Origin of the sequence: Rhizobium sp. TRM95796 (assembly GCF_025779995.1) — a bacterium.
GTDB lineage: Bacteria > Pseudomonadota > Alphaproteobacteria > Rhizobiales > Rhizobiaceae > Rhizobium_E.
Map to the genome: position 1 here is coordinate 940,159 of NZ_JAOXHE010000001.1, position 14,899 is coordinate 955,057.

Annotated in this window: 14 protein-coding genes; 6 read left to right on the forward strand and 8 right to left on the reverse strand. The window is 61.4% G+C overall.

Features of this window, described 5'->3' with window-relative positions:
• Window positions 1-47 precede the first annotated feature (47 nt).
• Together OCK01_RS04470 and OCK01_RS04475 are read left to right on the forward strand one after the other, a co-directional pair.
• Window positions 48-320: a hypothetical protein gene (locus OCK01_RS04470; RefSeq protein WP_263822857.1), complete on the forward strand. Its 273-nt coding sequence runs from the start codon at window positions 48-50 to the stop codon at window positions 318-320.
• The gene (locus tag OCK01_RS04475) at window positions 313-615 is read left to right on the forward strand and encodes a hypothetical protein (protein WP_182828802.1); all 303 of its coding nucleotides are present in this window, start codon (window positions 313-315) and stop codon (window positions 613-615) included. Before OCK01_RS04470 ends, OCK01_RS04475 begins: the two co-directional genes overlap by 8 nt.
• A 48-nt stretch (window positions 616-663) precedes the next feature.
• Here OCK01_RS04475 and OCK01_RS04480 read toward each other — a convergent pair whose 3' ends face one another.
• The 5 genes from OCK01_RS04480 to petA form a co-directional block, all read right to left on the reverse strand.
• The gene (locus OCK01_RS04480; protein ID WP_263822858.1) at window positions 664-1,308 is read right to left on the reverse strand and encodes a ThuA domain-containing protein; all 645 of its coding nucleotides are present in this window, start codon (window positions 1,306-1,308) and stop codon (window positions 664-666) included.
• 38 nt (window positions 1,309-1,346) lie between these two features.
• Window positions 1,347-1,889 carry an adenine phosphoribosyltransferase gene (locus tag OCK01_RS04485; protein ID WP_182828800.1) on the reverse strand — a complete coding sequence of 181 codons (543 nt, stop codon included), beginning with the start codon at window positions 1,887-1,889 and terminating at the stop codon, window positions 1,347-1,349.
• A gap of 125 nt (window positions 1,890-2,014) precedes the next feature.
• Complete coding sequence (locus OCK01_RS04490; RefSeq protein ID WP_182828799.1) at window positions 2,015-2,890, reverse strand: cytochrome c1; 876 nt, start codon at window positions 2,888-2,890, stop codon at window positions 2,015-2,017.
• A 17-nt stretch (window positions 2,891-2,907) separates the two neighbouring features.
• Complete coding sequence (locus tag OCK01_RS04495; protein WP_263822859.1) at window positions 2,908-4,167, reverse strand: cytochrome b; 1,260 nt, start codon at window positions 4,165-4,167, stop codon at window positions 2,908-2,910.
• A gap of 15 nt (window positions 4,168-4,182) precedes the next feature.
• Window positions 4,183-4,761, reverse strand: coding sequence for a ubiquinol-cytochrome c reductase iron-sulfur subunit (gene petA / locus OCK01_RS04500; protein WP_182828798.1), 579 nt, complete (start codon window positions 4,759-4,761; stop codon window positions 4,183-4,185).
• 429 nt (window positions 4,762-5,190) lie between these two features.
• Between petA and OCK01_RS04505 the strand changes: the two genes are divergently transcribed.
• Window positions 5,191-5,997 (forward strand): endonuclease/exonuclease/phosphatase family protein, encoded by an 807-nt coding sequence (locus tag OCK01_RS04505; protein ID WP_263822860.1) that lies wholly within the window; start codon window positions 5,191-5,193, stop codon window positions 5,995-5,997.
• Between the two features lie 6 nt (window positions 5,998-6,003).
• Here OCK01_RS04505 and OCK01_RS04510 read toward each other — a convergent pair whose 3' ends face one another.
• Complete coding sequence (locus OCK01_RS04510) at window positions 6,004-7,860, reverse strand: ABC transporter ATP-binding protein (RefSeq protein ID WP_263822861.1); 1,857 nt, start codon at window positions 7,858-7,860, stop codon at window positions 6,004-6,006.
• Between the two features lie 175 nt (window positions 7,861-8,035).
• Window positions 8,036-9,889 (reverse strand): ABC transporter ATP-binding protein, encoded by a 1,854-nt coding sequence (locus OCK01_RS04515; protein WP_263822862.1) that lies wholly within the window; start codon window positions 9,887-9,889, stop codon window positions 8,036-8,038.
• A 341-nt stretch (window positions 9,890-10,230) separates the two neighbouring features.
• On the opposite strand from OCK01_RS04515, the gene OCK01_RS04520 reads away from it, so the two are divergent.
• Window positions 10,231-10,698, forward strand: a complete 468-nt coding sequence (locus OCK01_RS04520) for a tRNA (cytidine(34)-2'-O)-methyltransferase (RefSeq protein WP_263822863.1) — start codon at window positions 10,231-10,233, stop codon at window positions 10,696-10,698.
• A gap of 75 nt (window positions 10,699-10,773) precedes the next feature.
• On the forward strand, window positions 10,774-11,643 hold the full coding sequence (locus OCK01_RS04525; RefSeq protein WP_263822864.1) for a hypothetical protein: 870 nt from the start codon (window positions 10,774-10,776) through the stop codon (window positions 11,641-11,643).
• 62 nt (window positions 11,644-11,705) lie between these two features.
• Here OCK01_RS04525 and OCK01_RS04530 read toward each other — a convergent pair whose 3' ends face one another.
• Window positions 11,706-13,601, reverse strand: coding sequence for a putative bifunctional diguanylate cyclase/phosphodiesterase (locus tag OCK01_RS04530; RefSeq protein ID WP_263822865.1), 1,896 nt, complete (start codon window positions 13,599-13,601; stop codon window positions 11,706-11,708).
• Between the two features lie 361 nt (window positions 13,602-13,962).
• On the opposite strand from OCK01_RS04530, the gene hemF reads away from it, so the two are divergent.
• Window positions 13,963-14,874, forward strand: coding sequence for an oxygen-dependent coproporphyrinogen oxidase (hemF, locus tag OCK01_RS04535; protein ID WP_263823157.1), 912 nt, complete (start codon window positions 13,963-13,965; stop codon window positions 14,872-14,874).
• The last annotated feature ends 25 nt before the right edge of the window (window positions 14,875-14,899 follow it).

Below are 14,899 nucleotides of genomic sequence, written 5' to 3' on the forward strand. Positions count from 1 at the left end.
TCTCCGGCGCTCGGTGCGACATTTCAGGCGAGCGGAGACTTTACATCATGGCGATGAAAGCGATTACGGTGAAGCCGGACGCCGAAGGGCGTGTTTCCCTTGGCGCGCTTGCCGCGGGTGTCAGTAGCTACAGGATTAGCCAGCGCCCCGACGGCAGCCTTATACTGCAGCCGACATCCGATGCTTCCGCGGACGAAGCTTGGCTGCAAAACAGCCCTAAAGCCTTAGAGATGGTCGAACGCGGTCTCGCCGACGCAAAGGCGGGTCGGGTGACAAAGGCGCCTGACTTCTCATCGTTTCTGGAAGAGGTCGATGAGTAATGGCTTCGATCTTTTTCTTACCGACGAAGCCCTGCGGGCGCTGGACGCGCTGAAATCAGATCCCGCGCTGAACAAGCGGTGGAAAGCAGTCGGCAAGGCGCTGGCATATCTGCAGACAAATCCTCGACACCCGGGGCTCAACACGCATAAATTCTCATCGCTGAAAGGCCCGCGTGGCGAAGATGTGTTCGAGGCCTATGCCGAGAATAACACGCCCGGCGCCTATCGGATCTTCTGGTTCTACGGTCCGAGCAAGTCCGAGATCACGGTCTTTGCGATCACGCCGCATCCATAAGCGGAATGGACAGGCCGCCGCTCTATCCCCGCATAGCGGTCCGCCCCCTCACCGCATCGCCCAGAGCGCGCCGCGCTCGAAGATCGTCCGCATCTCCGGCACGTCGAATTCGCTCGCCTGATGGCCGAGCGAGGAATAGAAGACGCGACCCTGTCCGAAGCGCTTCTTCCACACCACCGGCATTTCCACGCCGTCGATGAAATCGAGATACTCGCCGGTAAACCGCGTCGTCGCCAGCACCTCGTTGGAGGGATCGACATGCATGTAATATTGTTCGGAACGATAGGGGAAATCGCCGATGCCGGCCATGATCGGGTCGTCGGGCTTTGTCACGTTCACGCGGTAGTCGATGATGTTGCCCGGATGGGAAACCCATTGACCGCCGACCATGAACTGATACTCGACCTCATTGCGGAAACTGTCGCCCATCGTGCCATGGAAGCCGGCAAGTCCCACGCCACCCTTGACGGCGCGGAGCAGCGCGGCGACCTCGTCCTTTTCGATCGTCGACATGGTCACCATCGGCACGATCAGATCGAAGCCCGTCAGGTCATGTTCGAGCAGCGTCTTCGTGCCCTCGCCCACGGTCACATCGACGCTGTGTGGCGAGAGAAGTGAAGCGACGCGTTCTGCGCTTTCGCGTGGCGTATGTCCCTCCCAGCCGCCCCAGAAGATCAATGCTGTCTTGGTCATGATTGCGCTCCTCCCAGAGCCGCGTCTCGAATAGGACTTCAGTGCCCGTCGAAGCTGATCAGCGTCCGTACGGTGACGCCGAGATCCTCGAGCTTCTTGCGCCCGCCGAGTTCCGGCAGATCGATCACGAAGCAGGCGGCGACGATTTCCGCCCCCATCTGTCGCAACAGTTTCACGGCGCCTTCCGCCGTTCCACCCGTCGCGATGAGATCGTCGACGAGGATGACTTTTTCGCCGGGCTGAACCGCGTCGCGGTGCATTTCCATTTCGTCGACGCCATATTCCAGGCTGTAGGCGATGCGGACGATGTCATGCGGCAGCTTGCCCTTTTTGCGGATCGGGATGAACCCGGCCGAGAGCTGATGGGCTATGGCTCCGCCGAGAATGAAGCCTCGCGCCTCGATGCCGGCGACCTTGTCGATCTTCGTTCCCGCATAGGGGTGCACCAATTCGTCGATGGCGCGACGGAAGGCGCGAGGATTGCCGAGCAGCGTGGTGATGTCGCGGAACATGATGCCGGGCTTCGGATAATCCGGAATGTTGCGGATGGCGGCGACGAGATCGTCCTGAAGGCTTGTCATAGTGAGGGTCTGTCCATTGCGAGCAAAAAGCTTGAGCGGTTGGGACCATAGCAATGACAGCCCCCGACGCCAGCAAAAAAGGCGGCCCGGGAGCCGCCTTCCTCATCTTTTAAACGGTGACCCGCTTAGTGCTTGTTGGCGTAGACCGACTTCTTGGTCAGATAGACCAGACCGAGCAGAGCCGCCAGGAACACCATCACCATAAAGCCCGTGCGCTTGCGCTCTTCCAGCTTGGGCTCGGCGGCCCACATCAGGAAGGCGGAGACGTCGCGGCTATATTGTTCCAGCGTCTGCGGCGAACCATCGTCATAGGTCACCTGATCGTCGGAAATCGGCTGCGCCATTTTCAGCGCGATGCCGGACATGAAATGCGGGTTGAAATGCGTCCCTTCCGCCACTTCGACGCCAGCCGGCGGTTCCTGGTATCCGGTCAGCAGCGCGTGGATGTAATCCGGGCCGCCTTCCTGATAGGGCCAGAACATATCGAAGATGAACTGCGGGAAGCCGCGCTCCGCGCTGCGCGCCTTGGCGATCAGCGAGAAGTCCGGCGGGGCGGCGCCGCCATTTGCTGCGGCTGCCGCCTCTTCGTTCGGGAAGGGCGAAGGGAAGTAATCAGACGGCACGGCCTTGCGGGTGTACATTTCACCATCGCCGTTGGGGCCGTCCTGCACTTCGTATTCGGCCGCGAAAGCCTTGACCTGCGCTTCCGTATAACCGAGATCCTCGAGGTTTCGGAAGGCCACGCGATGCATCGAATGGCAGGCCGAACAGACTTCCTTGTAGATCTTGAGGCCGCGCTGCAACTGGGCCTTGTCATACTTTCCGAAGAAGCCGGCGAAGCTCCATTCTTCCTGCTCGGGCTTCAACACCGGGAAGTGACCAGCCGCGACGGCGTGTTCCACCTGCGCCTTGAGGTCATGTTCTTCCGCTGCCGAGGCGACGCCGAAGCCGGCGCCCGCGATCATGGCGGCGGCGAGAAGGGATTTAAACACAGTCTTCATGGTTTTCGTCCTTCCCCTCAGGCCTTGGCGGTCTTTTCGAGCACGGCTTCCGTGATCGAATTCGGTATGCGGCGCGGCGTCTCGAACAGGCCGAGCAGCGGCATGATGACGAGGAAGAAACCGAAATAGTAGGCGGTGCCGATCTGCGACATGATCACATACAGGCCTTCCGCAGGGCGCGAGCCCAGCCAGCCGAGCATGATCGCATTGACCACGAAGATCCAGAAGAAGGTCTTGTACCAGGGACGGTAGACCGCCGAACGGACCTTGGACGTGTCGAGCCAGGGCAGGAAGAACAGGATGATGATCGAACCGAACATCACGAGCACGCCGCCGAGTTTGGAGTCGATCGGGCCGACATTGAAGGTGATGGCGCGCAGCATCGCGTAGAAGGGCAGATAATACCATTCAGGCACGATATGCGCCGGCGTCTTCAGCGGATTGGCCTCGACATAGTTGTCCGGATGGCCGAGGAAGTTCGGCTGGTAGAAGACGAACCAGGCATAGACCAGCAGGAACAACACCACATAGAAGGCGTCCTTCAGCGTGGCGTAAGGGGTGAACGGCACGGTGTCGGTCTTGGACTTGACTTCCACGCCGGTCGGGTTGGTCTGGCCGGTGACGTGCAGCGCCCAGACATGCAGCACCACCACGCCCGCAATCATGAACGGCAGCAGATAATGCAGCGCGAAGAAGCGGTTGAGCGTGGGGTTGTCGACCGCGAAGCCGCCGAGCAGGAACTGCTGGATCCAATCGCCGACGAAGGGGAAAGCCGAGAAGAAGCCGGTGATCACGGTCGCGCCCCAGAAAGACATCTGGCCCCAGGGCAGCACATAGCCCATGAAGCCCGCCGCCATCATCAGGAGATAGATGATCACGCCGAGGATCCAGAGGATTTCGCGCGGCGCCTTGTAGGAGCCGTAATACAGGCCGCGGGCGATATGCAGATAGACCGCGATGAAGAAGAACGACGCGCCGTTGGCGTGCATGTAGCGCAGCAGCCAACCATGGTTGACGTCGCGCATGATCTTTTCGACGGAGGAGAAGGCCACCGTCGTCTCGGCTGCGTAATGCATGGCGAGCACGACGCCGGTCAGGATCTGCACGATCAGCATCACCGACAGCATGGCGCCGAAGGTGTAGGCGAAGTTCAGATTGCGCGGCACCGGATAGGCCACGAAGGAATCATACATCAGGCGCGGCAAAGGCAGCCGGGAATCGATGAATTTGGTCAGAGCCGTGCGTGGCTCGTATGTCGAATGGTGTTCAGCGCTCATGATCCGCAGTCCCCCTTAGCCGATCTTGATCACAGTGTCGGAAACGAACGAGAAGGTCGGGATCGCGAGATTCTGCGGCGCCGGACCTTTCCGGATACGGCCCGCCGTATCGTAATGCGAGCCGTGGCAGGGACAGAACCATCCGCCGAAATCGCCGGCCTGCCCGAGCGGCACGCAACCGAGATGGGTGCAGGAGCCTATCATCACGATCCAGTTTTCCTTGCCTTTGCCCGCCGAGCGATCGAGATCGGTCGCCTGGGCGTCGGCCGGCAGATTGCCGTTGCGCGCCACCGGGTCCTTGAGGTCCGTCAAAGCGACCTTGTTGGCGGCTTCGACTTCTTCCGGGGTGCGGTTGCGGATGAAGATCGGCTTGCCGCGCCACTTTGCCGTCAACGACATGCCGGGCTCGAGCGCGCCGACATCCACTTCGATGGAGGCGAGAGCCAGAGTAGACGCATCAGGGCGCATCTGATCGATGAAAGGCCAGGCAACGGCAACGGCGCCCACTGCGCCCGCCATGCCCGTCGTGAGGTAAAGAAAATCGCGACGGGTCGGCCCGCCTGCATCCCCGCTTGTCGTCTCGTGTCCGCTCACGGTTTTCCCATCCTTTGCGCAGAGTCGATTTAAACCAGATTAGATGAAAGTTCTCCGATAGCCGCGAAACGGCCTTAGATTCCCCAACTTTCAAATTGCGTTCTATGCTTGATTGCAGATTAAGTCTAGGGTTGGCAATGGGATGGGGGCAGATTGTCGCGGAGGAGCCGGCCGATTTTCCACTTCGGCGCCGCCACCGGAGCAAAATGTGATCCTTTGCGCCTATGCGTTTGACAAATCCCAATTGCGCCCGACATTCCCAGATGGTAGCGCGCTGCAGCGCAATATTCTCGAGCATCAACCATGAAGACGATTTCGACCATTCTCGGCACGCTTTCAGCACTGCTGCTAGTCGCGTTAACCGGCAGATATTTCTCGAATTCGTGGCTTTTCTTTACAATTTCTAGTTTTCAAGTTCAGGCGGCGATCTTGGCTTTTTTGATCGCTGGCTTGGCCTTCATGTTGCATCGCAGCGTGACGACGGGACTGATGATGGCGCTCGCCGTGGCGATCGGCGCGCATGGTGTTTTCATGCTCGGGGAGTTCCGCCAGGAGCCTGTCAGAGCCGAAAAGGCCAAGCCGCTTCTCCGCTTCCTGTCATTCAATATCATGGGGAACAACGGTCCGGGCGGGCCGCGTATCGCTGATTACATCATCGGATCGGGCGCCGATGTCGTCTTCATCCAGGAATCGGCGCCGATCGGCCCGGAGATCGACCGCATCAAGGCCGTCTATCCCTATCGGCTGGGCTGCGGCGCCAAGACCATCACCTGCGACCAGTCCCTCTGGTCCAAACGGCCCTTCCTGCGCGGCGAAGTCTTCACCGCGAGCCCGATCTATCGCGACCGCCTGATGCTGGCCAGCATCGATTTCGACGGACGGGTCGTCAATTTCGCCAATGTCCATCTCACCAAGCCGTATTTCGACAACTTCCATGAAATCGAACTGGCTCAGGTCGCCCGCCGCCTCGACGCCTATCCCGGCGCCATGGTGCTTGCGGGCGATTTCAACGCCTCGATTCTCGTGTCCGACATTCGCGCCTTCCTGCGCGCGACCGGCCTGAGAACGGCCGGCTCCGAGCCGAACACATGGCCGGTCGCTCTGCCGCAGATCGGCATGGCGATCGACCACGTCTTCGCGCGCGGCCAGGTCAAGATCGGCGCGCTCGAGCGCATCCCCGATCCGATCGGCTCCAATCATTACGGCCTGATCAGCGAAATCGTCTGGGAAGAATGAGAATGCTCAGTCCGGCGCGATGAAGCCGCCGGATTGACGCGCCCACAGATCGGCGTAGATGCCGCCCCGGGCGATCAGCGCCTCGTGACTTCCCTCCTCCGCAATCCGCCCGCCGTCGATCACGACGAGGCGGTCGAGATGGGCGATGGTGGAGAGACGGTGCGCGATGACCAGCACCGTCTTGCCCCGCATCTGCCGCTCCAGATTCTGTTGAATCGCCGCTTCGACTTCCGAGTCGAGCGCCGAGGTCGGCTCGTCGAAGACGAGGATCGGCGCATCCTTGAGCAACATGCGGGCGATCGCCACCCGCTGGCGCTGGCCGCCCGACAGTTTCACGCCCCGCTCGCCGACATGAGCGTCGTAGGCCTTGCGGCCCTTGTGGTCGACGAGATCGGCGATGAAGCCGTCGGCCTCGGCTTCCGCGGCAGCCTGCGCCATCGCCTGGTCCGACGCGTCCCCGCGCCCAAACAGAATATTGTCGCGGATCGAACGGTTGAGCAGCGCCGTGTCCTGCGTGACCATGCCGATATGCTTGCGCAGGCTTTCCTGCTTCACGTCTCGAACATCCTGGCCGGACACCAGAATACGTCCGCCCTGCACGTCGTAGAATCGCAGCAGCAGATTGACGAGCGTCGATTTGCCCGCGCCGGAACGACCGACGATGCCGACCCGCTCCCCTGCCCCGATCGCCAGCGACAGCCCTTCGATGACGCCCGCCTCGCGACCATAGTTAAAACGCACATTGTCGAAGCGGATCGACGGTTCGCGCATGACGAGTTCGGGCGCGCCGGGCTTGTCGATAAGCGTGACAGGCGCGGCCAGCATGTCGGCGGAATTCTGGATCGTGCCGATATTGCGCATCACCGCGTTGAACTGGCCCATCATGCGGCCGAGCAGCATGTTCATCCTGAGCACGAGGCCGAGGGTGAAGGCGACAGAGCCTGTGGTGATCTCCCCGCGCATCCACAGCTCGATCGCCATCGCGCCGATTGCCGTGATCATCAGGCCGGACAAGAAAGCGAGGGAGGCGCGGACCCCGGTGAGATGACGGGTGAAGCGGATCAGCGTCCGCCGGAACTGCTCGAAGCCGTCGCGGATGAAGCGATCATTGTCCTCTTCGCGGCTGAAGAGCTTCAGCGTCTGGATATTGGCGTAGCTGTCGGTGAGCCGGCCGTTGATCATCGACGACATGTCGGCGGTCTCGCGGGCATGCTTGCGCACCCGCGGGACGAAATAGCGGGCGATCAGGCCGAAGACGACGATCCAGGCTGCGACGATGCCGCCCAGTCTGAGATCGAGGCTCGAAATCAGCGTCAGCGTCGTCATCGTATAGACGAGCATGAACCAGACGACCTGCAGGAGCGACACCATGAGATCGCCTGTCGCCTGCCCCGCCGACCAGACCCGACTGACCACGCGGCCGGACGACTCGTTGTTGAAGAAGGTCAGCGATTGGCGCGACACCTGCGCATGCGCCTGCCAGCGCACCATATTGAAGAAGCCCGGCACAACCGTCTGTTCCTCGACCAGCGCGCCGAGCGCAATGGCGAGAAAACGCACGACCAGCACGATGAACGCCATGCCGAGGATTTCGAGCCCGTGATCGCCCAGCAATCCAGCCCAGCCGGCGGCCGGCGTCGCTCCATCGAGCAGGTCGACGAGCCGACCCGTGAACCAGAACAACCCCGCCTCCAGCATCGCCACCACGCCGCCGAGGACGAGCATGGCCAGAAAGGCGCCCTTGGCCTGGGACACGAAATGCCAGACGAAGGCCAGGGCCTTTTCCGGCGGGCGATAATTGTCGCGAGGGCGAAACGGATCGATCCAGCTTTCGAACAGCCGGGAAATGGAGCGAAAGATCATGATGGGGCTATAAAGACTTTTGATGGCGGAACAAGGGTCGGAGCCCTTGATACGCCGATCTTGACGCCAGGGCCCAACTCCAACCTTTGCAGCGAGGCTGGTTCACCACTCGAATTAAAACCCGCCCGGGACCCGCAAGGGTCCGAGGCGGCGGAGTAAGCAGTGGGCCTCAGTCTTACTCGGCCGCGGCTTCCGCTTCGGGATCGTCGGCGAGAAAGCCACCCGACTGGCGACGCCAGAGATCGGCGTAGATGCCGCCTTGGGCGACCAGATCGGCATGAGCGCCTTCCTGTTGGATCGCGCCCTTGTCGAGCACCACCAACCGGTCCATCTCCGTCAGGGTCGACAGGCGATGGGCGATGGCGATCACCGTCTTGCCCTCCATCAAAGCGAACAGGTTTTCCTGGATCGCCGCCTCGACTTCGGAATCGAGCGCGGAGGTCGCCTCGTCGAGGATCAGGATCGGCGCGTCCTTCAGGAAAACACGTGCGATGGCGACGCGCTGGCGTTGGCCGCCGGACAGTTTCACACCGCGCTCGCCGACTTGGGCGTCGAGGCCCTTGCGGCCCTGCGGATCGACCAGCGTCTCGATGAACTCCCAGGCATTGGCGCGCTTGGCCGCTTCGATGATCTCCGCGTCGCTGGCGCCCGGCAGGCCATAGGCGATGTTGTCGCGCACGGAGCGATGCAGCAGCGACGTGTCCTGCGTGACCACGCCGACCTTGGCGCGCAAACTGTCTTGCGTCACATCGGCGATATCCTGACCGTCGACGCGGATCTGGCCGCCTTCGAGATCGTAGAAGCGCAGGAGCAGGTTCATCAGCGTGGTCTTGCCGGCGCCGGAGCGGCCGACCAGACCAACCTTCTCGCCCGGTTTGATCGACAGCGTGATGTCCTGGATCACGCCTTTGCTCTTGCCGTAATGGAAGCGGATACGGTCGAACTCGATGCCACCCTTGTCGGCCTTGAGCGACGGCGCATTGGGCTTGTCGAGAATGTCCTGCTTCTTCGACAGCATGCCCATGCCGTCATAGACCGTGCCGATGTTTTCGAACAGCGCCGACACTTCCCACATGATCCACTGCGACATGCCGTTGATGCGCAGCGCCAGCGAGATCGCGACAGCGATCACCCCGAGTTCGATCGAGCCGTTCGACCAGAACCAGATCGACATCGTCGTCGTCAGCACGCCGAGTATGGCGTTGTTGGTGTGCACCAGCGCGTGGAAGGTGGTCACGTAGCGCATCTGGCCATGCACGGTCTGCAGGAACTCGTCCATGCCGCGCTTGGCGTAGGCCTCTTCGCGCCCCGCATGCGAGAACAGCTTCACCGTGGCGATATTGGTGTAGCTGTCGACGATACGGCCGGTCATCATCGAGCGGGCGTCGGCCTGCTTTTCCGAGATCTTCCGCAGGCGCGGCACGAAATAGGTCAGCAAGCCGGCGTAGCAGACAACCCAGAGCGCCAGCGGGCCCATCAGCCGCCAATCGGCCATGCCGACCACGGCGAACATTGAGATGAAATAGCTCAACACATAGACGAAGACGTCGAGCACCTTCATCGCCACTTCGCGCACGGCGAGCGAGGTCTGCATCACCTTGGTCGCCACGCGGCCGGCGAATTCATTGGCGAAGAAAGTCATGCTCTGGCGCAGCAGATAGCGATGCATCTGCCAGCGGCCGATCATCGGGTAATTGCCGAGCAGCACCTGATGCACGATCAGCGACTGGAACACCACGAGCCCCGGCAGGACGATGAGCGCGAAGGCGCCCATGGCCAGCAAGGTATCGCCTTCGTCGGCGAAAAAGGTCTTGGGGTCCGACTTCGCCAGCCAGTCGACGATCTGGCCGAGAAAGTTGAACAACATCACTTCGCCGACGCCGATCGCGGCGGTCACGACGGCCATCAGGATCAGCCAGAACATGACCGGACGGGAATAGTGCAGGATGAAGGCGAACAGCGTCGCAGGCGGGCGGGCGGGCTCCTCGACCGGATAGGGATTCACACGGGATTCGAACCAGGCGAACATGACGATGCTCCATTGGCGGCTGCCGCGCTTCAGAGGACTGAAGCTCAAGGCGCGCTTGCGCCGGCGGCGAAACAAATTGCAGATGTAAAGATGCGCGGGAAAAAATCAGCGGCGGCGGGTTGCGCGCCAGGCGATGAGAACGCCGACCACAGCGATGTTATCCATAGCGTCCTCCCTCTCCGCATTGAAAGTGAGCCTTCACTAACCGCAAATTGGGGCGATCGCCAGCCCCGGCCCCGCGAAATCTGGCGTCCGAGGTCTTGCGGACGGCCCATGTTGCCATTTGAGCACAGAGGCGGTAACGCACCGTCGAGCAACCATATCGAGATGGGAGAAATGCCATGCCGGGCCTGTCGATCGCGCTTTACCAGCCCGATATCGCCGGCAATACCGGCACGATCCTGCGGCTGGCGGCCTGTCTCGGCCTGACGGTGGAGCTCATCGAGCCTGCAGGCTTCGATTCATCCGACCGCAACCTGCGCCGCGCAGGGCTCGATTATCTCGAGGCGGCGAGCCTCAATCGCCATATCGACTGGGCGCATTTCGAAGCCTGGCGGGCGGAGCAAGGCCGCAGGCTGGTTCTCGCCTCCACCAAGGCGGCGATGCGCTATACCGACTTCTCCTTCGCCGACGGCGACATCCTGCTGTTCGGTCGCGAAAGCGCCGGTGTGCCCGATGCCGTGCATGACAAGGCTGACGCCCGGGTCCTGATCCCGATGCGCGAGGGACGCCGCTCCATCAATGTCGCGATGTCGGCGGCCATGATCGCCGGCGAAGCGCTGCGCCAGACCGGTTTCGACGAGATTTGATTATTATTTACTACTTATTTTCACGGAATGGCGAGGTGGTTTCCTTATCATCGTCCCAAAACAGGGATAAGATCGATGAAACCAAGTCTTCTGGCGCCCGTGACGCCGTTCTGGATCAAGCAAAGGCCGATGCCCGGGGAGCAGGTCGCCCCCGGCGGTCAACGCCCCTTCGACATTCCAACCTATGTGGAAAAACCGACGACTGCGTTCGATCAACCCGTCGAGGCAGCCCCCCCGGAATCGGACAGGGTCTCCGCCAGCCTGGATGCGGCGGATGTCGGCCTGCGAAAGGTGCAGAAAACGGTGGCCGCCATTCTCGGCCGGGTCGACGCCGCCATCAAGGAGCCGGAGCGGCGTAGCGATCTCGGCGCCGATGTCGATATGCTGAAAGACCGCCTCCGAGCGGAAATCGCCGACGCCGAGAGCGACGGCGTGAACTGGCTCACGCTCGACTTCGGCCAGGACCCGCAGGACAAGAGGCTGCCGCTCCCGGCCGGCGACGACGCCATCCCGGTGGACACGTCCCCGATCCTATTGATCAGTTCCGCGGACGCGGCCGACGGCATTCTCACCCGCACATACGGAGCCTCCGAGGATCTGGAGTTCGGCGGCTATCACCTCCTGTCCGACGACGCCTCCTACGGCCAGGAACTGTCGCGCGAGATCTCCATCACCGACGATATGTCGGACGAGGACCTCAAGGGCATGCGCGCGGCGCTCGCCTCCATCACGGCGGGTCTCGCCGGCGGCGGCGCTCGTCTCGACGCGGTGCGGCGGCCGAACGGCGATCCCGTGGAGCAATCGAGCGGCGACAAGGGGCCCATGGACATCGGCAAGGAAATCGACGCCCTGCTGGCGTCGGTGACGCGAGACGCGCTGCGGGCGCAGGCGCTCAACATCATGAACAGCGACGGCGCCGGTCTGAAACGGCTGCTGGCGAGCTGACGCTCCCCGTGCCCTGCGACCGGCCGGGTCGTATTTGCGTCCTGGAGTAAAAAAAGGCGCCGTCAGGCCCGATTCGCTTTCGCCATGCCATCCGGCGCGGCATAGGCGATGAAGGATTCGACGTCGAGCGGCCTTGACCAGAAATAGCCCTGAGCATAATCGACACCATGCAGCCCGAGCATATTGGCGGCGCGCTGTGTTTCCACGCCTTCGGCGACGATCTTGAGGCCGAGCGCCTTGGCCATGCGCACGATGGCTTCGACCAGCGCCGCGCTCTGCGGATTGTCGAACATGCCGAAGACGAAGGACTGGTCGATCTTGAGCGTCGACACTTCGAAACGGCTGAGATTGCCGAGGTTGGAATAACCCTTGCCGAAATCGTCGACGGAGAATTTCACGCCCTTCGCCGCAAGGCGGCTGATCTGGCCGCGAATATCGTATTCGTCTTCCAACAGCATGGATTCCGTCAGCTCGATTTCCAGCGACTGCGGTCCGAGACCGCTCACATAGAGAGCGTCCAGCACGACGTGCTCGAGATTGCCCCTCTTGAACTGCACCGCCGAAACATTCACGGCGATGGAGAAGTCCGGCAAATCCAGGCGCTGAATGCGCCTGCATTCCATGCAGGCCTGCTGGATGACCCATTCGCCGATTTCCACGATCATGCCGGTATTCTCGGCGACCGGGATGAAATCGTCGGGACGCACCGGCGGCTCGCCTTCGGGAAACCAGCGCAACAGCGCTTCCGCGCCCCTGATGCGGCCGGTGTCCAGCTCCACCTTGGGCTGGAGATAGATCTGGAATTCGCGCCGCTCGATCGCCGTCTTGAGCTTGGCCGCCATGCTGATCGAGGCGATCGCCTGGCTGTTCATGCTCTCGTCGAACAGTTTGAAGGCGTTTCGTCCCGAGCCCTTGGCGCGATAGAGCGCGATGTCGGCTTCACGGCGCAAGGTTTCGAAGTCGGGATCGACGCCCGAGCCCTGCGCAGCCCCGATCGAACAGGTCAGCATGATATATTGGTGCCCGGCGCCGAGCGGTTCGCTGACCTTGCCGCTGATCCGTTCTGCGGTCGCCATGATTTCGTCGGTGTTCGACGGCCGATGCGTGAGGATGCCGAACACGTCTCCGGCGACCCGGAACGCGATCAAGTCGTCGCCGGCGATCTTGTTGAGCCGGTCGGCGATGGTCTTGAGCACGAGATCCCCGAACACATGGCCGAGTGAATCGTTGACCGCCTTGAAATTGTCGAGACCGATCAGAAACAACGTCGCCTGCGCATCCGGCGCCCGGGCCTGATCGTCGCGATATTTCTTCTGGGCGCTGAACAGATTCGGCAGCCCGGTCAGGGCGTCGTGATTGGCGAGCCTGTAGATCTCGTTTTCCGACGCCTTCGCCTTTCGATACTCGCTGTTGTAGCGCGCCAGCAGCGAACGCATGTCGGTTGCCAGCATGAAGATCGTCACCGCCGTCACCGAATAGAGCAGCAGCACATCGCCGACATTCGACCAATCGAACGGGAAAAGCCCGAAATCGACCCAGTGATATTCGCTGGCGAAGCCCAGCGCGAAAGCGTTGGCGACGATCGCCAGATAAAGAATGAGAAAATGCTTCGGCGTCGACAGCATGGCCGCAAACACCAGAACGGTGACGTTGCCGAGGATGACCTGGTCGCGCAGCCCGTCGCCCAGCCAGGTGATCGCGGTGACCGAAGCGAAGATCGTCCATATAAATAGGAACTGGCCGATCGCCGGTCGCTCGCGATCGAAAAACATCCGCGCGATCCAGAGCAGCCCGAAGACCGACATGGCGGCGACGCTGAGCCAAACGCCCCTGTCGAAGACGAGGTTGTTGATGAGCGAAAGCACGATCAGGAGGTTGATCGCGGCGATCATCTGCTTCACGCGCCGCGCATTGAATTGCGACAGCGCCTTGATCACGTCGCGTCCGTCATTGAACATCACCGTAAGTCCGCCTCCTTCGACGGACTTGGCGCCTGACATCGCACCAGATGACTTTTTCAATCCGCTAAACCACATCGCTAACCTGCCAGATGCGCTTGGAGGCAAGTCTTCCAAACGCGGTCCAATTGTCCATGCAACTCCTGGTTACGCGCATGCACAGTTTTGCCGGCCCACGGCCATTCATTGGCGCGCAAAAATTAAGCCTGAGTAAATCGATACGGTCGGATGTCCTAGGAAAGGATTAATGCGTCTTGAAATAAATACCACGCGGCGGAAATTTTGGCGCATGGTTGATTTTCTCTTCAGCATTTCGGAGCAGTGTGACGAATCAACGAGAACTTCGAGAAAGCGCATGGCGATGGAACGACCCACCCTCCCTGCGGGCCTGCCCGCCGACATCGACGAAAAGAAGCAGGCCGCGCGCGACTGGTTCGAAAGCCTGAGAGACCATCTCTGCCAGACATTCGAATCCCTCGAAGACGAATTGCAGGGTCCTCTCTCCGACCAGCCCCCGGGCCGTTTTCAACGCAAGGCCTGGCTCAGGGAGGAAGGATCCGGCGGCGGCGGCGTGATGTCCATGCTCGAAGGCAGGGTGTTCGAAAAGGCCGCCATCCATACCTCGACGGTGCACGGCGAATTCTCGCCCGAGTTCCGACAGCAGATCCCCGGCGCGACGGAGGACCCGCGTTTCTGGGCGTCGGGCATTTCCCTGATCGCTCACCCCGTCAACCCGCATGTGCCGACCGTACATATGAACACGCGCATGGTGGTGACGAATTCGTGGTGGTTCGGCGGCGGCGCCGACCTGACTCCCGTGCTCGGCGCGCGTCGCAATCAGGAAGACGTGGACGCGCAGATCTTTCACCGCACGATGGAAATCGCCTGCTCCCGCCATCCCGTCGCCGATTATCCTCGGTTCAAGAGCTGGTGCGACGAGTATTTCTTCCTGAAACACCGCAACGAACCGCGCGGTATCGGCGGGATCTTCTATGACTGGCAGCATTCCGACGACGAAGCCGGCGGCTGGGACGCCGACTTTGCCTTTACCCGCGATGTCGGCCGCGCTTTTTCCTTGGTCTATCCGAAGATCGTCCGGGCGAACTTCAACCAGCCCTGGACGGAAGAGGACCGTGACGAGCAACTGATCCGCCGCGGCCGCTATGTCGAATTCAACCTGCTCTACGATCGCGGAACCACCTTTGGGTTGAAGACGGGCGGAAATGTCGAATCCATCCTCTCTTCCCTGCCGCCGGTGGTCCGCTGGCCGTGATGCCGGGATTTTGAACATGCGTGAT

Bases quoted from the DNA above. Each gene is read 5' to 3' on its own strand.
- OCK01_RS04470 (WP_263822857.1), top strand. From the start codon at position 48: ATGGCGATGAAAGCGATTACGGTGAAGCCGGACGCCGAAGGGCGTGTT.
- hemF (WP_263823157.1), top strand. From the start codon at position 13,963: ATGGAACGACCCACCCTCCCTGCGGGCCTGCCCGCCGACATCGACGAA.
- OCK01_RS04520 (WP_263822863.1), top strand. From the start codon at position 10,231: ATGCCGGGCCTGTCGATCGCGCTTTACCAGCCCGATATCGCCGGCAAT.
- OCK01_RS04515 (WP_263822862.1), bottom strand. From the start codon at position 9,889: ATGTTCGCCTGGTTCGAATCCCGTGTGAATCCCTATCCGGTCGAGGAG.
- OCK01_RS04510 (WP_263822861.1), bottom strand. From the start codon at position 7,860: ATGATCTTTCGCTCCATTTCCCGGCTGTTCGAAAGCTGGATCGATCCG.
- OCK01_RS04480 (WP_263822858.1), bottom strand. From the start codon at position 1,308: ATGACCAAGACAGCATTGATCTTCTGGGGCGGCTGGGAGGGACATACG.
- OCK01_RS04475 (WP_182828802.1), top strand. From the start codon at position 313: ATGAGTAATGGCTTCGATCTTTTTCTTACCGACGAAGCCCTGCGGGCG.
- OCK01_RS04485 (WP_182828800.1), bottom strand. From the start codon at position 1,889: ATGACAAGCCTTCAGGACGATCTCGTCGCCGCCATCCGCAACATTCCG.
- OCK01_RS04490 (WP_182828799.1), bottom strand. From the start codon at position 2,890: ATGAAGACTGTGTTTAAATCCCTTCTCGCCGCCGCCATGATCGCGGGC.
- OCK01_RS04525 (WP_263822864.1), top strand. From the start codon at position 10,774: ATGAAACCAAGTCTTCTGGCGCCCGTGACGCCGTTCTGGATCAAGCAA.
- OCK01_RS04530 (WP_263822865.1), bottom strand. From the start codon at position 13,601: ATGTTCAATGACGGACGCGACGTGATCAAGGCGCTGTCGCAATTCAAT.
- OCK01_RS04495 (WP_263822859.1), bottom strand. From the start codon at position 4,167: ATGAGCGCTGAACACCATTCGACATACGAGCCACGCACGGCTCTGACC.